Genomic DNA, 17,881 nt, shown 5'->3' with positions numbered 1-17,881 from the left:
ACGGTCATGCCGCCATAAAAAGTTGGCAAAGGCAAGTATTGCGAAAGTAAACGTGCAGGTGGCGGGCGGTGCGCGGGGTCAAAGGGTGTGTGGAGCCCCGCACTTGGGCCTCGCCGACGCATTCGCTAGTGTCTCGGGCCATGGCTAACAACCAGGGCCCCCAGGGCAACCACGACCCCGCCGGCAGCACTCAGATGTTCCGCGCGTTCGTCGACGACGCCCCCCAGTCCCGGCAGGCGGCCGCCGCAGCCTCCTCCGGCCCCCGCATCGGCCTGATCGTCGGTGTCGTGGTCGCCGTGGCGGTCGTCGCGGCCGTGGCCTGGCTGGCGCTGGCGTAGCGCCCGGAGCACAACCGGCGCCCCGGGCGGGCGCGCACACAGGACGGCGACCGCCGCGCACCCCCCGAGGGGACGCGGCGGTCGCCGGAGTGTCCGGGGTCCGCCCCGGCAGCCGAAGCGCGCCGGAGGGGACTCAGTCGGAGATGAGGCCCTCGCGCAGCTGGGCGAGGGTGCGCGTCAGCAGCCGGGAGACGTGCATCTGCGAGATGCCGACCTCCTCGCCGATCTGCGACTGGGTCATGTTGGCGAAGAAGCGCAGCATGATGATCCGCCGCTCCCGGGGCGGCAGCTTGGCCAGCAGCGGCTTGAGGGACTCGCGGTACTCCACGCCCTCCAGCGCCGTGTCCTCGTAGCCGAGGCGGTCGGCCAGCGAGCCCTCGCCGCCGTCGTCCTCAGGGGCCGGGGAGTCCAGCGAGGAGGCGGTGTAGGCGTTGCCCACCGCGAGGCCGTCGACGACGTCCTCCTCGGAGACGCCGAGCACCGCGGCCAGCTCGCCGACGGTCGGGGAGCGGTCCAGCTTCTGCGACAGCTCGTCGCTGGCCTTCGTCAGGGCCAGGCGCAGCTCCTGGAGCCGGCGCGGGACGCGCACCGACCACGAGGTGTCCCGGAAGAACCGCTTGATCTCGCCGACGACGGTCGGCATGGCGAAGGTCGGGAACTCCACGCCCCGCTCGCAGTCGAAGCGGTCGATCGCCTTGATCAGGCCGATGGTGCCGACCTGGACGATGTCCTCCATCGGCTCGTTGCGCGAGCGGAAGCGGGCCGCCGCGTAGCGCACCAGCGGGAGGTTGAGTTCGATCAGGGTGTCCCGGACGTAGGCACGCTCGGGGCTGTCCTCGTCGAGGGCGGCGAGCCGCAGGAACAGGGAGCGGGACAGGGTGCGGGTGTCGATGGCCTCCGGGGCCGCGAGGGCCTGGGCCGGCACGGCGTCGAGCGTCGGTACGGCGTCGACGGCCTGACCATCGTCGATCGAGTCGATGGAGCCGACGGGGCCGAGCGCCTCGAGCGTGTCGGGCGCGGTCTCGCTCTCCGCGAGCGCGAGCACCTTCGAGCTGCCCTGGTCTGCGGACATGCCACCCCCTTTGGGTCGCGGGACGGTCACGGCGCACGCTCCCGGGACGGGAACGCAGCCTTCACCTGAATACCGGAGCCCGAGCCCCGGCAAACGCGTCTCCGGCAGAATGTCACATGTCGGCAACGCGCTGTAGTGACATGTCGACATCCGAGACGCGAATTCCCCCTGGAAACAGGGGGTCTGACGGGCTTTCGGCCCGATTCCGCCCGCAACGGCCCTGCTGGGCGATTCGCTCGCCCCGGTGACTGTTCGCTCGCGCCTTCGAATGCTTCCCGCGCTGTCGGGAGACTACGCCTCGATGCGGTTGGCAGACCTCAACCGCTGGAAACTGCGCGCCAGCAGCCGCGAGACGTGCATCTGCGAGACGCCGAGTTCCGCGCTGATCTGGGACTGGGTCAGATTGCTGTAGTAGCGCAGCAGCAGGATCCGCTGCTCCCGTTCCGGGAGCTGGACGAGCAGGTGTCGGACCAGATCGCGGTGCTCGACCCCGTCCAGGGCGGGGTCCTCGTACCCGAGCCGGTCGAGCAGCCCGGGCAGCCCGTCGCCCTCCTGGGCCGCCTCCAGCGAGGTGGCGTGGTACGACCGTCCCGCCTCGATGCAGGACAGCACCTCCTCCTCGGTGATGCGCAGCCGTTCGGCGATCTCGGCGGTGGTCGGGGAGCGCCCGAAGGCGGTCGTCAGGTCCTCGGTGGCGCTGTTGACCTGCACCCACAGCTCGTGCAGCCGACGCGGTACGTGCACCGTGCGGACGTTGTCCCGGAAGTACCGCTTGATCTCGCCGACGACGGTCGGCATGGCGAAGGTCGGGAACTGCACGCCGCGTTCGGGGTCGAAGCGGTCGATGGCGTTGATGAGCCCGATGGTGCCGACCTGGACCACGTCCTCCATCGGCTCGTTGCGGGAGCGGAAGCGGGCGGCGGCGTAGCGCACCAGCGGCAGATTCGCCTCGATGAGCGCCGCGCGCACCCGGTCGTGCTCCGGTGAGCCCGGCGTGAGCCCCTTCAGCTGGCCGAAGAGCACCTGGGTCAGGGCCCGGGTGTCGGCGCCCCGGCTGCGCTGCTGCGTGGTCTCCCGCGCGGGCGCCTCCGTGGCCTGGGCGGGCGGCGCGGGCGGTGCTTGAGGCGCAGTACTGGCCGGCACGGTCAACTCCACCTCGTGATCGTCAACTCTTCCGTCACTCATCCGTCAAAAGCGGTCATAGCATCACAAGACATGTGCACTGTGTGCAAGCACCTCATAACGTCGTGTTGAGTGAACGAACGCAGATCGGCCCCGCACCGAACAGGTGCGGGGCCGATCTGCGCGACAGGATCTAGAACTCGTAGTCGGCGATCACCCAGGTGGCGAACTCCCGCCACAGCGCGACGCCCGCCTGGTGCGCGGGGTGCTCCAGGTAGCGCTTGAGGGCGTCGGCGTCGTCCACGGCCGAGTTGATGGCGAAGTCGTAGGCGATGGGCCGGTCGCTGATGTTCCAGGCGCACTCCCAGAAACGCAGCTCCTCGATCCGGTCGCCGAGCGCGCGGAACGCCTCGACGCCCTCCACGACGCGCGGGTCGTCGCGCTCCACGCCGTCGTCGAGCTTGAACAGCACCAGGTGGCGGATCATCACTTTCCTCCGTTGGCGGCCCAGGTCATGAAGTCGCCCACGGCGCCCGCCGCGTCGGAGATGCCCTGGAAACCTATCTGGACGTAGTCGGCGGCCTTGGCCGGATCCGTGATGATCACATACAGCACGAAAACCACGAGTGCGTAGACGGCGATCTTCTTCGCGTTCACCGCCACCGCGGCCTCCCCTGTCCCTTGTTGCACGCCTTTCGATCGCACATGATCGCACGAAGGGTCCCGTCTTTCGACGGGTCCGGGCAGTGCGCGGGCGGCGGGACGGCTAGCCGAAGAGGATCTCGCCCACGGTCTCGCACCAGTGCCGCACCTGGTGCCGCCGTCGGCAGAACCGCTTCGGGCGCCTCCACCGGCGCCTGTCCAGCGGTCGGTTGCACTGCAAGCACCGCCTCGTACGGATCACGTCCCCCACCCCCGCCGGACACCGTAGCGGCCTCTGTCGCGGCCCGGCGTGCGGAACGCCCCGAGGGGCCCGGTCCATTGGACCGGGCCCCTCGGGAACCAGCGGTAGCGGAGGGATTTGAACCCTCGGTGACTTGCGCCACACTCGCTTTCGAGGCGAGCTCCTTCGGCCGCTCGGACACGCTACCGAGACAGACCTTACAGCACAGTGGCGCATGGTTCGAAATCGGTATTCGGGGCGGTCAGCGGTCGCGGAAGAACTCGGTGAGCAGCCGGGCGCAGTCGTCCGCGAGGACGCCCTCGATCACCTCGGGCCGGTGGTTGAGCCGCCGGTCGCGCACGACGTCCCACAGGGAGCCGGCGGCGCCCGCCTTGTCGTCGCGGGCGCCGTAGACGACGCGGTCCACCCGGGACTGCACCAGGGCGCCCGCGCACATCGTGCAGGGCTCCAGGGTGACGACGAGGGTGCACCCGGCCAGCCGCCACTCCCCGAGCGCTTCGGCCGCCCGGCGAATGGCGAGCACCTCGGCGTGGGCCGTGGGATCACCGCCGGCCTCGCGCTCGTTGTGCCCGGCGGCCAGCACCGTCCGTCCGTCCGGCGCCAGCACGACCGCGCCGACGGGCACGTCACCGCCGCGTGCCGCCCGCCCGGCCTCGGCCAGGGCGAGCCGCATCGCCGCCTGCCACGGATCGCGCACCGGGTCGGGCGGCCCGGGGAGCCCCGCCCGTTCCTCTTCCACGTCCCGTCCCGTCAGCGCACGGTCTCCAGCACCTCGGAGGCGCCCAGCGCCTCGGCGATCTCACCGACCGCGTCCCCGGACATCGAGCGCAGCTCCTTCTCGCTCAGGCCCAGGTCGTCCAGCACCTCGGCGTCGCCGACCGGTCCGTGCGGCACGGCCTCGCCGGCACCGGCGGCCGCGTCACCGCCGTCGGCGGCGTCCTCGTCGTCGTCGGCATCGCCGTCCTCGGTGCCGTCGAGGTCGAGGGCGTCGAGGACGTCGTCGTCACCGGGTTCCCGGCCGAGCAGCTCGTCGGTGAGCAGGATCTCGCCGTAGCTGCTGCGGGCGGCAGCGGCGGCGTCCGACACATAGATACGGGGGTCGTCCTCGCCGTCCACCCGGACGACTCCGAACCACGCGTCCTCCTGCTCGATCAGCACGAGCACCGTGTCCTCGTCGGGAGAGGCTTCCCGGGCCAGGTCGGCCAGATCCGACAGGGTCTCCACATCGTCGAGCTCCGTGTCGCTCGCTACCCATCCGTCTTCGGTGCGCGCGAGCAGTGCGGCGAAGTACACCGTGACTCTCCCACTGGTCATAGGCGTGCCGGTTGGGGGTCCCCCCGGCGGAGGCTGTGGGCGGGGGAGCGGTGCTCCGAGCCCCACCCACTCGGAATCGTGGCAGAAACGCGGCCGTCAGGGGACGTCTTCGACGCCCTGTGTCCGGCTGTTTTGACCGGGGACCCCGGCTGGTCGCCACCACGTGCGGATCGTACGCGGATTTCTCCCGTCACCCGCGTACGCCCATCCGGCCAACACCGGCGCGGCGCGCGATCTTCCCCCGCCGGGCGGCGGATCTACCAGCGGAAGGTGCGCATGCGCATCGCGTGGCGCAGCCGGGCGGTCTTGGCGCGGCGCGGCTGCACGCGGTCCCGCAGCTCCCGGGCCTCCGCCAGGTCCCGCAGGAACTGGGCCCGCCGTCGTCGGCGCTCGCCCTCCCGCTCCAGCTCCGCACTCCGCTCCGTACCCCGTCCCGTCCCCGGCTCCTCGCCGCGGGACGGTGTCTCGTGGAAGTTCCGGTCAGGCACAGTCTCACCACCCAGCGTCCGTCCCTCCCACCTTCCCCCGACCGGCCGGTTTGACTCCAGCGAGCGAGTGACGCGCCCGCCCGGGGGCCCGGTTACTGTGGTGGACATGCGTCTCCACGTCGTCGACCACCCCCTGGTCGCCCACAAGCTCACCACGCTGCGCGACCAGCGCACCGACTCCGCGACCTTCCGCCGCCTCGCCGACGAACTGGTCACCCTGCTCGCCTACGAGGCCACGCGGGACGTGCGCACCGAACAGGTCGACATCCACACGCCGGTCGCGCAGACCACCGGCGTCAAGCTCTCCCACCCGCGCCCGCTGGTGGTGCCGATCCTGCGCGCCGGTCTCGGCATGCTGGACGGCATGGTCCGGCTGCTGCCGACCGCCGAGGTCGGCTTCCTGGGCATGGTGCGCAACGAGGAGACGCTGCAGGCCTCCACCTACGCCACCCGCATGCCGGACGACCTCTCCGGCCGTCAGGTGTACGTCCTGGACCCGATGCTGGCCACGGGCGGCACCCTGGTCGCGTCGATCCAGGAGCTGATCAAGCGCGGCGCCGACGACGTGACGGCCGTGGTGCTGCTCGCCGCTCCCGAGGGCGTCGAGCTGATGGAGCGCGAGCTGGCCGGCACCCCGGTGACGGTGGTGACGGCCTCGGTCGACGAGCGTCTCAACGAGTTGGGCTACATCGTCCCGGGCCTCGGCGACGCGGGCGACCGCATGTACGGCGCGGCCGAATAAGCCGTCCCTCAGCAGCCCTTCTTCTCCGCGGCGGGCGTCGGCTGCGGCGCGGCCAGTGCGGTCAGCGCCGCGTCGGCGTCCGCGGGCTTCGCGAGCCCCTTGAAGCCGTCGCCGATCAGCAGATCGACCTCGGCGCCCTCGCGCGCCGCCTCGGTACGGCGTTCGGCGCCGGGCAGCTGGGTGCCGAGCACGGCCAGCGAGCCCTTCGCGGAGGCGGCCGGGCCGAGCAGGAGCCCGGCCCCCTTGATCTTCTTGTCGTACTCCTTGGGCGCGTTGCTCACCTCGCCGACGCGGAAGCCGCGCTTCTTCAGCTCGTCGGCGGTCTTCTGGGCGAGGCCGCCGCGGGTCGTCGCGTTGAACACGTTGACCGTCACCTGGGCCGGCTTCGGCGGCTTCACGGCCGCGGGCACGGCGCTCGCCCTGGCGGTGGGACAGTCCGCGGCGGCGCCGACGGCGGTGGCCTTGTCCCCGCCGGTGAAGACGTCGATCAGCTGGAGCGTGCCCCAGCCGAGCACCCCGAGGACGGTGACACAGGCGACGGCGACGACCGCGAGCCGGCCGCGACGCCGGGCCGGTCGCATCCGTGGGTACCGGTCCCCCGTGATCTTGTACTGGCCGCCCATGCCAGGGGGAGTGAGCATGCTCATGGGCGCAGCGTAGTGCGCTGCGGCGGCGATGCCTATTAGATGATCAGTCGACGTTCCGCCGTTCGGCGCGATGCAACCCGAAAGGGTCAAACCGCGGCGGCACGGGGCCCGTCAGTCGAGTTCCAGCACCCGCGCGTGCAGCACCTGACGCTGCTGGAGCGCCGCGCGCACCGCGCGGTGCAGCCCGTCCTCCAGGTACAGGTCGCCCTGCCACTTCACGACGTGCGCGAAGAGGTCGCCGTAGAAGGTGGAGTCCTCGGCGAGGAGCGTTTCCAGGTCGAGCTGGCCCTTGGTCGTCACGAGCTGATCGAGGCGGACCGGGCGCGGCGCGACGTCCGCCCACTGCCGGGTGCTCTCCCGGCCGTGGTCGGGGTACGGCCGGCCGTTTCCGATGCGCTTGAAGATCACACGGAAAGCCTACCGGCCGGAACGTCGAGGGCGCAGCCATGGCGGCGGAGTGCGGCGCTGGAAATGACGCCGTAAACAGGGTCAAAGGGTGCCGGGCGGAGACGGCGGAGCCGCCTCCGCCCCTCTCGGCGGGCCCTGGGTCAGTCCCGCCTCCCCTCACGGGCCGGTGGCCGGGGTTCCCCCGGGGCCTGCGGTCTGCCGGTGTCGGACTTCGGGGAGCGGCGGGCGCCCTCGGCGCGCAGAAGGGCGCGCAGGACGGCGTAGGGGTCGTGGGGCATGGGTGTTCCCTCGTTCCGTGGGTCGGTGGTTCCTGCGGTGGGTGCGGCCGGGTCGGCTCAGCAGCGCAGGACGACGGAACGGCGGGAGGGCGGGGGCCCGCTCGCCACGGCGGGCACGAGCACGGGAGCGCGCGGACCGGTCACCGGCGCCGCCGCACCCTGCGGACCGACGGCGCGGTGGGCACCGCGCACAGGGGTGCGGGACACGGTGTCGAGGTGGTCGTACTCGCCGCCGGCGCCACCGCTCACGCCCGCCGTCGGCGCGGGGAGTGCCGTCCGGGCCGTGGCGTGGGCGCAGGGCACGACGAGGACGAGCAGCAGGACGAGGACCCGCAGCCACGCGCCACGGCGCCCGACGGCGTGCCGTGCGGCGCTCACGCCGGTCCGTCCCTCCGCACGGTCACAGCTCGTGCGGGACCCGGCGGGCGCGCCGGCGCAGGCCCACGGCCGTGACGATCTCGACCACGCCGACGACCACCAGCCACCAGCCGCCGACCAGCATCAGGACGGTGGCCGACTCGACCGGGGAGTCGATCAGCACGATGCCGGCGACGACGGTGACGACACCGAGGAAGACGTGCCAGCCGCGCGCGGGCATCGCGGGGTCGTGGACGGCGGCGACGATCTGCGTGACGCCCCGGAACAGCCAGCCGATGCCGATCCACAGCGCGAGCAGCAGCACCGACTGCAGGGGTCCGCGGAAGCAGAACAGACCGAGCAGGATCGACACGGCACCGCTGATGAAGGCCAGGACCCGCAGGGAGGTCGTGCGGTGTGTGCCGAAGGCGGCGGCCAGCTGGAGCACGCCGCTGATGACGAGGTAGAGGCCGAAGAGCACGCCGGCGGCGAGCAGGGAGGCGCCCGGCCAGACCAGGACCAGCACGCCCAGGACCAGGGAGGCGGCTCCCGTCAGCAGCACGGTCTGCCAGGCGGTGCGGGACAGCAGGTGCAGGGGGCCCTCGAAGGGCGGCTCCGGCTCGTGGTCGCGCTCGTGCCGGCCGGCGGTGCGGGTGTGCACCCCGCGATCGTCGTACGGCTGGCTACCGGGAGCGCCGCTCGGTGGCTCGGTCATGCTCCATGCTGGGAACGGCCACGCGAGCCGTGCCACTCGAGCGGGGCTGACAGGCTGACGGCACGGGCGTCCGCCGGGGACCGGCGTCTTCTTCGCGCCCGGCGCGGGTGTGGGCCGGGGGTGGGTGCGCAGCCCGGCGCTACGGGGTGCCTCCCCCACTCTCGGCTTCGCTCGAGCGGGAGGTGCCCCCACCGCCCACCCGTGCCGCCCCAGCGGCACGACTGCCCGCAGCTCAGCGTGGACAGTCGGCTCAGGCTGCACGGCGGGGTAGCCGCGTACGGCGGGGAGGGGACGTGTCGGGGGGTGTCCGCCCGCAGCGGTTGGCGCGTCAACGCCCCCGGCTTCTGTGGCCGACCGATTTCGCGCCGTTCCGAGGACGGACACCCCCCGGCGCGGCCCCGTCCCACCCCCCAACGGATCGCGCTACGCGCACCCCCACCGAACCCGCAGCGGCGCCGCAGGCATCCCACCCACACACCCGCACAGGCCGCCGCAGGCACCCCACCCGCTCAACCGCCGGAGGCCTTCGCCTTCGCCGCAGCCTTGGCCTCCTGCTTGTACGCCCGCACCTTCGTCAGCGACTCCGGCCCGGTGATGTCGGCCACCGACCGGAAGGAGTCCGCCTCCCCGTACGCCCCCGCGGCCTCGCGCCAGCCCTCCGGCCGGACACCGAGCTGCTTGCCCAGCAGGGCGAGGAAGATCTGGGCCTTCTGCTTGCCGAAGCCCGGCAGCTCCTGGAGCCGCTTCAGCAGCTCCTTGCCGCTGTCGACGCCCCGCCACACCGCCTCGGCGTCACCGTCGTACGTGTCGACGAGGTACCGGCACAGCTGCTGCACCCGGCCCGCCATCGACCCGGGGTAGCGGTGCACCGCCGGCTTCTCCGAGAGCAGCGCCGCGAAGGCGTCCGGGTCGTACGCGGCGATGTCGTGCGCGTCCAGGTCCTCCGCGCCCATGCGCCGGGCGATGGTCGACGGCCCCTTGAACGCCCACTCCATGGGCACTTGCTGATCGAGCAGCATGCCCACCAGCGCGGCGAGCGGACTGCGGCCGAGCAGCTCGTCGGCCTCCGGGTCCTGGGCGAGGTGCAGTGTGACGTCCATGCCCCCGATGATCGCAAGCAACGCCTCAGGTCGCGCGCCAGTACCCCAGCGCGTTCACCCGCTGCTTGGGCACACCCAGCTCCTTACGGGCGTACGCGGACAGCGCCCGGGTCGTCACCGTGTCGCAGGCGATCCACACGTACGGCTCGGGGGTGGCCCGCAGCAGCTCCGGCAGCTCCTCCTTCACCCGCGCGACCAGATGCGCGCCCGCCTCCCGGCGCGGCACCGTGCGGACGTCGTGCCGGCCGGGGTCGGTGCGCATCGGCAGGCCGTCCTCCGCGCCGCCGCCCTCGAACCAGACGGTCGCGGGCGTGTCCCCCATCGCGTCGAGCAGCGAGTTGAGCGCGGGCAGCGAGGCCGGGTCCGCGACCGCGAAGACCCGGGAGGGAAGGGGCCGCGGGACCTCGAACCCCGTGCCCTGGACCGTCGCCTCGACGGTGTCCCCCGGCTTCGCCGCCCGCGCCCAGTCACTCGCGCACCCCTCGTGCAGCGCGAACTCCATGCCGAAGGTGCCGGCCACCGGGTCCGGGTCGACCAGCGTGTACGCCCGCTGGTGCGGCTTGCCCGCGTTGTCGAACCACAGCCGCACCCACATCGTCGGGTGCACACCGGTCGCCGCCAGCATGCCGCCGTCACTCAGGCGCAGCCGCCGGTAGTCCGGCGTCACGTCCTCCACGTCGGTCACGGTGAACTCGAAGTCCTTGCCGCGCATCAGCTTGAGGACCGCGCCCTCCCAACCCCGCCCCTGCCCCATCGTTTCTTCACCCTTCACGTACTATTCGGCCACGACGACAGACTTAGGTGAGCCTAACCTAAAGGAAAGTAGAGGCACAGGGGTGAGCGCCGAGACCTACCGCGACGCCTGGGGAATCCCGCATCTGCGCGCGGCCACCGCGGGCGAACTCGCCCGTGCCCAGGGCCGGGTGACCGCCCGCGACCGCGCCTGGCAGCTGGAGGTCGAGCGCCACCGCGCCCAGGGCACCTCCGCGTCCTTCCTCGGCCCCGGGGCCCTGTCCTGGGACCGCCTCGCCCGCCGTGCCCGCCTCGCCGACACCGCCCGCCGCTGCTTCGCCGCCCTGGAGGACAAGGACCCGGAGACCGCCGCCTGGGTACGGGAGTACACCGACGGCGTCAACGAGGGACTCGCCGCCTGCGACGCCCCCGAGTTCGCGCGGACGGGCCTCGCCCCCGGCCGCTGGGAGCCCTGGACCCCGCTCGCCGTCTGGCTCGCCACGCACATCCTCTTCGCCGGCTTCCCGGCCAAGCTCTGGCGCGAGCACATCACCGCCCACCTCGGCCCGGACGCCGTGGCCCTCTTCGCCACCGACGGCCCCGGCACCGCCGGCAGCAACGGCTGGCTGGTCTCCGGCGAACGCACCGTCACCGGACACGCGATCGTCGCCGGCGACCCGCACCGCTTCATCGAGGACCCCGGCGTCTACCAGCAGATCCACCTGTCCTGCCCGGAGTTCGACGTCGTCGGCCTCGCCGTGCCCGGCGTCCCCGGCATCGCCCACTTCGGCCACACCGGCACCGTCGCCTGGGCCATCACCAACGCCATGGCCGACTACCAGGACCTCTACCGGGAACGGCTGCGCCGCACCGGCGCCGGCGTCGAGGCGCTCGGCCCCGACGGCACCTGGCACCGCGCCGCCCGGCACACGGAGACCATCCACGTCGCGGGTGAGGACTCCGTGGAGGTCGAGGTCATCGAGACCGACCGCGGCCCGGTGATCGCCGGCGGCCCCGAGGGCCTCGACGACGGCACCCCGGCCGCCCTCAGCCTGCGCTACCCGCCCCGCGTCACCGCCGACCTCGGCTTCGGCGCCCTGCTGCCGCTGCTGCGGGCCCGCCGGGTCGCCGACGTGGACCGCGCCCTGGACGCGTGGGCCGAACCGGTCAACGTGGTGCAGGCCGCCGACACCGAGGGCGGGCTGCTGCACCGGGTCGCGGGCCGCGTCCCGGTGCGGGCGACCGCGAACCGCCTGCGTCCGGTGCCCGCCTGGGAACCCGGCCACGAGTGGACCGGCTGGCACACCCCGCCCCGCGCCGGCCTCACCGACGGCGTCGCCGTGATGGCCAACCAGCGCGGCCCGGCCACCCCGCTCGGCGTCGAGTTCGCCCCGCCGCACCGCGCCGACCGCATCGCCGCCCTGCTCGCCGGCAAGGAGCGCTGGTCGGCGGCGGACATGCCCGCGCTCCACACGGACACCCACCTCGCCTCGGCCGGCCCGCTCCTGGACCTCGTCACCGCCCTGGACGGCCTGAGCCCCGGAGCCGCCGCCCTGCGCGACCGTCTCCTCGCCTGGGACCGGCACATGGACGCCGACAGCGCGGACGCGGCGGCGTACGCGGCGGTCCGCGGGGCCGTCGTACGACACCTCGCGGCCCACCCGGCCCTCGCCCCCGCGGCCGTGCCGCCCGCCTACCCCGAGGTGCTCCAGCCGTGGCTCGCGCTCGTGCCGCGCATCGCGTACGCCCTCGAACACCTGCTGCGCGCGGAGGACCCGTACGGCATCGACCGCGCCGAAGCCGTCCGCGCCGCGCTGGAGGAGGTGGCCGCCGAGCCCCCCGCCGGCACCTGGGGCGACACCCACCGCCTCGCCCCCTGGCGGGCCCTGCCGGACACCTCCGGCAGCCCGGAGCCCGGCCTCTCCGGCGACCACGACTGCGTGCTGTGCACCTCCGCGGTGCCCGGACTCACCGACCGTGCCGCCCGCGGCCCGGCCGCCCGCTACGTCTGGGACCTGGCCGACCGGCGGCGCAGCGGCTGGGTGGTGCCCCACGGCGCCTCCGGCGTCCCCGGCTCACCCCACCACCGTGACCAGCAGCCCCTGTGGCTCGGCGGCGAACTCGCCCCGGTGGTCACCGACTTCGACCGGCTCACGAAGGAAACCGATGACTGACCCGCACCCGGCCCCCGCCCCGTCGCCGTACACCGCGCGCACCGCCGTCCACGAGCAGGGACTCGACGGCTTCGGGACCGTCCGCGTCCTCCCCCTCGACCCCGCCGCGGACGCCGGGGTGATCCACCGCTGGGTGAGCGAGGAACGCGCGGCCTTCTGGGGCATGACCGGCCTCACGCCCGGTCAGGTCGCCGACGTCTACGCCCACATGGACACGCTCGACACCCACCACGCCTACCTGGTGGTGAAGGACGGCGATCCGGTCGCGCTGTTCCAGACCTACGAACCCGAGGCCGACCGGGTGAGCGAGTGCTACCCGGTCCAGCCCGGCGACATCGGCGTCCACCTGCTGCTCGCGCCGGCGGGTCCGGAGGGCGCGCGTCCCGGCTGGACGGCCGCGCTCGCCTCAGCCCTCATGGCGTACGTCCTGGTGGGCCTGGACCGGCAGCGGATCGTGGTCGACCCCGACGTGGACAACGAGAAGGCCATCGCCCGCTTCCTCAAGCAGGGCTTCACCGCCGGCCCGGCCGTCGTGCTGCCCGAGGTGGACCTGCCGGAGGTGTACCTGCCGGAGAAGAAGGCGCAACTGGCCTTCCTCCGCCGGGAGGTAGCCTTCCCGGCGTGACGCCCCCGCCGACCGCCGAGGATCTGATCACGCACTACGGGCTGGAGCCCATCCCCCGGGAGGGCGGCCTGTTCCGCCGCACCTGGGCCGGCCCCGAACGCCCGGACGGGCGCCCCGCCGGCACCGCCATCGTCGCGCTGCTGACCGCCCGCCCGGGCGACTTCTCCGCGCTGCACCGCCTGCCGTCCGACGAGACCTGGCACTTCTACCTCGGCGACCCGCTGGAACTGCTGCTCCTCGGCCCGGACGGCGGCACCCGCACGGTGGTGCTCGGGCCGGACGTGCTGGGCGGACAGCACGTGCAGTTCACCGTGGAGGCCGGGACCTGGATGGGCGGCCGGGTGGGGGCGGGCGGCGCGTGGTCGTTGTTCGGCTGCACGATGGCTCCTGGTTTCACCTACGGGGACTACGAGCACGGCGACGCGGCCGACCTGACGGCGCGCTACCCGGCCGAGGCCGGGCGGATCGTGGCACTGTGCCGCCCATGACGCCCTCCACCCCTCTCCTCGACGGTCAGGTCGCCCTGGTCACCGGTGCGGGCGGCGGCATCGGCCGGGGGATCGCGCTGCGCCTCGCCGAGGAGGGCGCGGCGGTGGCGGTGCACTGCCGTACCTCCGTGGCGGCGGCGCGGGACGTGGCGGAACGCGTCCGGGAGCGCGGCGGACGCGCCGTCGTCCTGCGCGCCGACCTCACCGACGAGGACGCTTGCCGGCGCCTGGTCGAGGAAGCCGCCGACTGGGGCGGCGGGCGGCTCACCGCGCTGGTCAACAACGCGGGCGTGCAGCCGCTGCGGGAACTGCCCGGCATGACGGCCGCCGAGTGGCGGGAGGTCGTCGACACCAACCTCACCGGCGTCTTCGCGTGCACCCAGGCCGCCGCCGGGATCATGCGGGGCCAGGACGGCGGCGGCTCCGTCACTCACATCGCGTCCATCGAGGCGGGCGCCCCCGCCCCCTCCCACGCGCACTACAGCGCCTCCAAGGCGGCGGTCGTGATGCACGCCCGTTCGGCGGCCCTGGAGTACGGGCCGTGGGGGATCAGGGTCAACTCCGTCTCGCCCGGCCTCGTCGACCGGGACGGTCTCGCCGAGTCCTGGCCGGAGGGCGTGCGGCGGTGGCGGCGGGCGGCGCCGACGGGACGGCTGGGCCGACCCGAGGACGTGGGCGACGCGTGCGTGTTCCTCGCGTCACGGCTGGCGTCGTGGATCACCGGCCACGACCTCGTGGTGGACGGCGGGGTGACGGCACGTCCGTCGTGGTGAGGAACTGGCCCACGACGCGCTGAGGCCACCGGTACGTCGGCGAGGTGCGGGCCGGGCCCGGGCGAGCGGGCCCGCACGTCGCCGAACGGTCGGGCGTCCGCTGAGCGGCACGGCCGCCGCGTCCGTACGTATCCCCGAGGCAGTGGGTCCCGACGACGGAGATGCGACGTGAGGCGTGGCGGCGGAGCGCGTACCGGACACCGGCTACGGCGACGGTGGGCAGCACGGGGCCCGCACCGGACACGGGACCCGTGGACGCGGCGCGGGGCGTGGGCGAGGCGCGGGGCGTGGGCGTGGGCCCGGCGCGCGGCGTGGACCCGGCGCCGGGCGTGGGGATCTCGAGCGCCGCGCCGCGCGGCGCTCCCGGGCCTCCTCGCGCTCCTGTTCGTCCTCGGCGTCGCCGGCGCCGGACCGGCGTCCGCGCACGCCGCCCTCCGCTCCACGGACCCCGGGGACGGCAGCATCTTCCGGTCGGCCCCGCGCCACGTCACCCTGACCTTCACCGAGTCGGTCGGCCTGCGCGACGACTCCTTCCGCGTCCTCGACCCCGGCGGCCACCGGGTGCGCACGGGAGCGGCCGGCCGCGCGGAGGGCCGTTCCGACACGGCCCGCGTCACGTTGGCGGGCGACCTCGGCGAGGGTACGTACACCGTGGCCTGGCGGGTGGTGTCGGCCGACAGCCACCCCGTCTCCGGCGCCTTCACCTTCTCGGTCGGCAAGCCCTCCGCGACGTCCGCGGCGGTGGACCCCGGCCCCGCCGAGGACCCCGCGACCGCGGCCCTCCACCACCTCGCCCGCTATCTCGCCTACCTCGCCGCCGCCCTGCTCATCGGCGCAGCCGCCTTCGTCGCCCTGTGCCGCCCGCCGGACCCCGCCGCGCTGCGCCGTCCGCTGGTGGCGTCCTGGTGGACCCTGCTGGCCTCCACCACCGCCCTGCTGCTGCTCAGGGCCCCGTACGAGGCGGGGACGGGACCGTCGGCGGCCCTCGACGTCCGGGCCCTCGGCGACACGGTGTCGACCCGGCCGGGCGCGCTGCTGCTGGCCAGACTGGCGCTGCTGGTGGCCGTGGCGTTCTTCCTCACCCGGACCGTCCGCGCGGGCCGGCACCGCGAACGCTCCCCCGGTTCCGTCGCGGTGGGCGCCGCGCTCGCCGCCGGTCTCGCCCTGACCTGGGCCGCGGCCGAGCACGCCTCCACCGGCCTCCAGGTCCCGGTCGCGATGACCTCGTCCGTGCTGCACCTGCTGGCCACCGCCGTCTGGCTCGGCGGCCTCGTCGCCCTCCTGCTGACCCTGCGCTGCGCCGCCGACGCCGCCACGGTCGCCCGCTTCTCCCGCGTCGCCCTCACCGCCGTCACCGTCCTGGTCGTCACCGGCGTCTACCAGTCCTGGCGCGGCCTCGGCTCGTGGCAGGCGCTCACCGGATCGCCGTACGGCAGGCTGCTGCTGGCCAAGCTGGCGGCGGTCGCGGTGCTGCTGACCGCGGCGGCGGTCTCGCGACGGTGGACGGCGGCACTGGCGGCCTCCGGGACGGCCGTACGGGAACGGGAGCGCGCGCCCGAGAGGGTGCCGGAACCAGTGGGCGGGCCGCCCGGAGTCGGGGGCCCCGGCTTTCCCGACCCCGGGACCCCGGAGGCCGGGGTCGGGGAGCCCGCCCCGGAGCCGTCCGGGCCGGTGCCACCGCCAGGAACCGCCGGGGACGCACACCGCCGGGGCCTGCGCAGGTCCGTCCTCGTCGAGGCCGGCGTCGCGGCGGTCGTGCTGGGCCTCACCACCGTGCTCACCAGCACCGTGCCGGGCCGCGCGGCGGCCGAGGCGGCGCGCACCGCACCGGCGGGCGGGGTGCTGCCCGCGTCCGTCACCACGATCCCGTTCGAGATCGGCGCCTCGGGCCGGGGCTCCGTCCAGATCACCCTGGACCCCGGCCGCACCGGCGACAACGCGGTGCAGGCCGTCGTCTTCGGGCCGGACGGCAGCCTGGCCGCCGTACCCGAACTGCGCCTCTCCTTCACTCTGCCCGACCAGGACGTCGGGCCGATCGACGCCCGGCTCGTCGACCGGGGCGGCTACTGGAGCGCCAACTCCCTCACCCTCCCGCTCCCCGGCACCTGGACGATGAGGACGACGGTCCGGGTGTCGGAGATCGACCAGGTGAGCGAGTCGAGGCGGATACGCATCGAGAGATAGACCTCCTCTCCATCGCGGCGGCCCTCGGCGTGATCACCCTGGTCTTCCAGCACGGCTGGTTCGGGGTGCAGCCCGGCCCGGTGGAGGCGGTCATCCCGGTCATGATCGTCGTCTTCGCCGCCTTCGTCCTCAGTCCGAGCCGGATGCTCCAGCAGTTCGGCCCGGGCCTGGCGACGGCGATCCTCCTGGACGCCGCGCTGATCCGCTGCCTGGTGGTCCCCGCGGTCATGCACCTCCTGGGCGACCGCGCCTGGTGGCTCCCGTCGCCCCTGGCCCGGCACCTGCCGAAGGTACGGCTTGAGTCGGAGTCCGGTTCGGAGCCGGCGCCGGCGCGGTGAAGGGGGAGGGGGCGCCCCTCACGAGGGCCGGGATGAACGACGGCCGCGAACGGCTTCTTCCCTCCAGGGACGACGACCGGGCGGGCCACGGCCCGCGGGAGAGGAGAGGAGAACCGATGAGCCTTCGTCAGTTCGAGTACGCCCTGGCCGTGGCCGAGAAGGGCTCGGTGACCGCGGCGGCGGAGGCGCTGCGCGTCGCCCAGCCCTCGGTGTCCCAGCAGATCCGCGGACTGGAGCGGGAGCTGGGTGTGGAACTGTTCGCCCGTACGCCGACCGGGCTGGTGCCCACCGCCGTCGGCCGGGCGTTCCTGCGGGACGCCGAGGCCGCGGTGAGCGCCGCCCGGCGGGCCCGGGCCACGGCACGGGCCGGGGCCGAGGAACTGGTGGGCGAGCTGGTGGTCTCCGCACAGCTGGGCCTGGGCACGCGGCAGCTGCCGGGTGCGCTGGGCGCCCTGCGCCGCCGCTTCCCACGCCTCGAGGTCACCGTCTTCGAGGAACCGAACTCCGCCGAGCTGGAGCGCCTGTGCCGCCGGGGCGTCCTGGACCTCGCCCTGATGGCGGCGTGCGAGCGGAGCCCCGCCGACGCCCACCACCTCGGCGACGAGGAGTTCGTCGCGGTGCTGGGCGCCGGACACCCGCAGCTCGCCGCGGACCGGGTCGAGCTGAGCGCGCTGAAGGGGGAACCGTGGGTGCGGTTCGACCGCGACAGCGTCCTGGACGGCGTACTGCTGAACGTGCTGCGCGACACCGACCCGGCGCCCGTCACGGCCGCCCGCGTCTCCCAGACGGCGACGGCCGTGCGCTGGGCCGCCCACGGACTGGGGGTGGCGCTGGTGCCCGCCTCGGTGGTGCCCCGTGACCACCGGCACCTCGTCCGCCCGGTCCTCCCGGCCGTGTCCCAGCCCGTCATCGCCGTGCTCCGCCAGGGCGCGGGCCCGGCGGAACAGGCCCTGCTCACCTTCCTGCCGACGCCGTTCCCTTCCCGTCCTTTCCCTGACAACCGAGGCGAGCACAGACATCACCCACGCATTAATTCCGCGAAACCACTTCTCGAAATCACTGCATGAAATTCTCGACGGAGA

At 73.9% G+C, this 17,881-nt stretch carries 22 protein-coding genes, 1 tRNA gene and 1 pseudogene; 9 read left to right on the top strand and 15 right to left on the bottom strand.

Annotated features, from left to right (window positions below; genetic code table 11):
* Nucleotides 1–140 precede the first annotated feature (140 nt).
* A complete protein-coding gene (locus tag ACFZP7_RS17050; RefSeq protein ID WP_029393039.1) occupies nt 141–338 on the top strand; it encodes a hypothetical protein in 198 nt (65 codons plus the stop codon).
* A gap of 133 nt (nt 339–471) precedes the next feature.
* Here ACFZP7_RS17050 and ACFZP7_RS17045 read toward each other — a convergent pair whose 3' ends face one another.
* The 8 genes from ACFZP7_RS17045 to ACFZP7_RS17010 all read right to left on the bottom strand — a co-directional run bounded on the left by ACFZP7_RS17045 (nt 472) and on the right by ACFZP7_RS17010 (nt 5,238).
* Nucleotides 472–1,410: an RNA polymerase sigma factor SigF gene (locus ACFZP7_RS17045; protein ID WP_019324576.1), complete on the bottom strand. Its 939-nt coding sequence runs from the start codon at nt 1,408–1,410 to the stop codon at nt 472–474.
* A 291-nt stretch (nt 1,411–1,701) separates the two neighbouring features.
* The gene (locus ACFZP7_RS17040) at nt 1,702–2,595 is read right to left on the bottom strand and encodes an RNA polymerase sigma factor SigF (RefSeq protein ID WP_031017799.1); all 894 of its coding nucleotides are present in this window, start codon (nt 2,593–2,595) and stop codon (nt 1,702–1,704) included.
* Between the two features lie 130 nt (nt 2,596–2,725).
* The gene (locus ACFZP7_RS17035) at nt 2,726–3,019 is read right to left on the bottom strand and encodes a Dabb family protein (protein ID WP_019324574.1); all 294 of its coding nucleotides are present in this window, start codon (nt 3,017–3,019) and stop codon (nt 2,726–2,728) included.
* Nucleotides 3,019–3,195 carry a hypothetical protein gene (locus ACFZP7_RS17030; protein ID WP_030979209.1) on the bottom strand — a complete coding sequence of 59 codons (177 nt, stop codon included), beginning with the start codon at nt 3,193–3,195 and terminating at the stop codon, nt 3,019–3,021. Before ACFZP7_RS17030 ends, ACFZP7_RS17035 begins: the two co-directional genes overlap by 1 nt.
* A 343-nt stretch (nt 3,196–3,538) precedes the next feature.
* Nucleotides 3,539–3,623: transfer RNA gene (locus ACFZP7_RS17025), tRNA-Ser, on the bottom strand.
* A 54-nt stretch (nt 3,624–3,677) separates the two neighbouring features.
* A complete protein-coding gene (gene tadA / locus ACFZP7_RS17020; protein ID WP_031017801.1) occupies nt 3,678–4,109 on the bottom strand; it encodes a tRNA adenosine(34) deaminase TadA in 432 nt (143 codons plus the stop codon).
* Between the two features lie 77 nt (nt 4,110–4,186).
* On the bottom strand, nt 4,187–4,729 hold the full coding sequence (locus ACFZP7_RS17015) for a hypothetical protein (protein WP_019324571.1): 543 nt from the start codon (nt 4,727–4,729) through the stop codon (nt 4,187–4,189).
* A 278-nt stretch (nt 4,730–5,007) separates the two neighbouring features.
* Nucleotides 5,008–5,238: a hypothetical protein gene (locus ACFZP7_RS17010; protein ID WP_385634726.1), complete on the bottom strand. Its 231-nt coding sequence runs from the start codon at nt 5,236–5,238 to the stop codon at nt 5,008–5,010.
* Between the two features lie 106 nt (nt 5,239–5,344).
* Here ACFZP7_RS17010 and upp point away from each other — a divergent pair, with 106 nt between their 5' ends.
* Nucleotides 5,345–5,980 carry a uracil phosphoribosyltransferase gene (gene upp / locus ACFZP7_RS17005; RefSeq protein ID WP_029393037.1) on the top strand — a complete coding sequence of 212 codons (636 nt, stop codon included), beginning with the start codon at nt 5,345–5,347 and terminating at the stop codon, nt 5,978–5,980.
* Between the two features lie 8 nt (nt 5,981–5,988).
* Here the strand turns inward: upp and ACFZP7_RS17000 are convergent, their stop codons facing one another.
* The 7 genes from ACFZP7_RS17000 to ACFZP7_RS16970 all read right to left on the bottom strand — a co-directional run bounded on the left by ACFZP7_RS17000 (nt 5,989) and on the right by ACFZP7_RS16970 (nt 10,239).
* Entirely contained in the window at nt 5,989–6,603 is a 615-nt protein-coding gene (locus ACFZP7_RS17000) for a LytR C-terminal domain-containing protein (protein ID WP_046250100.1), read from the bottom strand.
* A gap of 135 nt (nt 6,604–6,738) precedes the next feature.
* A complete protein-coding gene (locus ACFZP7_RS16995) occupies nt 6,739–7,035 on the bottom strand; it encodes a type II toxin-antitoxin system VapB family antitoxin (protein WP_003999914.1) in 297 nt (98 codons plus the stop codon).
* A 140-nt stretch (nt 7,036–7,175) separates the two neighbouring features.
* The gene (locus ACFZP7_RS16990; protein WP_019324567.1) at nt 7,176–7,313 is read right to left on the bottom strand and encodes a hypothetical protein; all 138 of its coding nucleotides are present in this window, start codon (nt 7,311–7,313) and stop codon (nt 7,176–7,178) included.
* Nucleotides 7,314–7,370: 57 nt separating this feature from the next.
* Nucleotides 7,371–7,691: a hypothetical protein gene (locus ACFZP7_RS16985; RefSeq protein WP_385634725.1), complete on the bottom strand. Its 321-nt coding sequence runs from the start codon at nt 7,689–7,691 to the stop codon at nt 7,371–7,373.
* A 22-nt stretch (nt 7,692–7,713) separates the two neighbouring features.
* A complete protein-coding gene (locus tag ACFZP7_RS16980; RefSeq protein WP_031017807.1) occupies nt 7,714–8,385 on the bottom strand; it encodes an HdeD family acid-resistance protein in 672 nt (223 codons plus the stop codon).
* 509 nt (nt 8,386–8,894) lie between these two features.
* Entirely contained in the window at nt 8,895–9,485 is a 591-nt protein-coding gene (locus tag ACFZP7_RS16975; protein ID WP_031022610.1) for an HhH-GPD-type base excision DNA repair protein, read from the bottom strand.
* A gap of 25 nt (nt 9,486–9,510) precedes the next feature.
* The gene (locus ACFZP7_RS16970) at nt 9,511–10,239 is read right to left on the bottom strand and encodes a siderophore-interacting protein (RefSeq protein ID WP_019330635.1); all 729 of its coding nucleotides are present in this window, start codon (nt 10,237–10,239) and stop codon (nt 9,511–9,513) included.
* 82 nt (nt 10,240–10,321) lie between these two features.
* Between ACFZP7_RS16970 and ACFZP7_RS16965 the strand changes: the two genes are divergently transcribed.
* From ACFZP7_RS16965 to ACFZP7_RS16935, 7 genes and pseudogenes are all read left to right on the top strand, one after another.
* Nucleotides 10,322–12,391 carry a penicillin acylase family protein gene (locus tag ACFZP7_RS16965; RefSeq protein ID WP_385634724.1) on the top strand — a complete coding sequence of 690 codons (2,070 nt, stop codon included), beginning with the start codon at nt 10,322–10,324 and terminating at the stop codon, nt 12,389–12,391.
* Nucleotides 12,384–13,016 (top strand): GNAT family N-acetyltransferase, encoded by a 633-nt coding sequence (locus tag ACFZP7_RS16960; RefSeq protein WP_385634723.1) that lies wholly within the window; start codon nt 12,384–12,386, stop codon nt 13,014–13,016. The genes ACFZP7_RS16965 and ACFZP7_RS16960 overlap by 8 nt, the downstream gene beginning before the upstream one ends.
* Complete coding sequence (locus tag ACFZP7_RS16955) at nt 13,013–13,504, top strand: cupin domain-containing protein (protein WP_019330638.1); 492 nt, start codon at nt 13,013–13,015, stop codon at nt 13,502–13,504. The genes ACFZP7_RS16960 and ACFZP7_RS16955 overlap by 4 nt, the downstream gene beginning before the upstream one ends.
* Nucleotides 13,501–14,277 (top strand): SDR family NAD(P)-dependent oxidoreductase, encoded by a 777-nt coding sequence (locus tag ACFZP7_RS16950; RefSeq protein ID WP_125537817.1) that lies wholly within the window; start codon nt 13,501–13,503, stop codon nt 14,275–14,277. The genes ACFZP7_RS16955 and ACFZP7_RS16950 overlap by 4 nt, the downstream gene beginning before the upstream one ends.
* A gap of 381 nt (nt 14,278–14,658) precedes the next feature.
* Nucleotides 14,659–16,461 carry a copper resistance CopC/CopD family protein gene (locus ACFZP7_RS16945; protein ID WP_385638471.1) on the top strand — a complete coding sequence of 601 codons (1,803 nt, stop codon included), beginning with the start codon at nt 14,659–14,661 and terminating at the stop codon, nt 16,459–16,461.
* A pseudogene (locus ACFZP7_RS16940) lies at nt 16,458–16,799 on the top strand (MMPL family transporter); the annotation flags it as partial. The gene ACFZP7_RS16945 and the pseudogene ACFZP7_RS16940, both read left to right, overlap by 4 nt.
* A 116-nt stretch (nt 16,800–16,915) precedes the next feature.
* Nucleotides 16,916–17,866 carry a LysR family transcriptional regulator gene (locus tag ACFZP7_RS16935; RefSeq protein ID WP_385634722.1) on the top strand — a complete coding sequence of 317 codons (951 nt, stop codon included), beginning with the start codon at nt 16,916–16,918 and terminating at the stop codon, nt 17,864–17,866.
* Nucleotides 17,867–17,881 lie beyond the last annotated feature (15 nt).

Source organism: Streptomyces sp. SudanB5_2050 (assembly GCF_964272335.1).
In the GTDB taxonomy this organism is placed as follows: domain Bacteria; phylum Actinomycetota; class Actinomycetes; order Streptomycetales; family Streptomycetaceae; genus Streptomyces; species Streptomyces rochei.
This window is presented reverse-complemented; position numbering and strand designations above follow the sequence as displayed.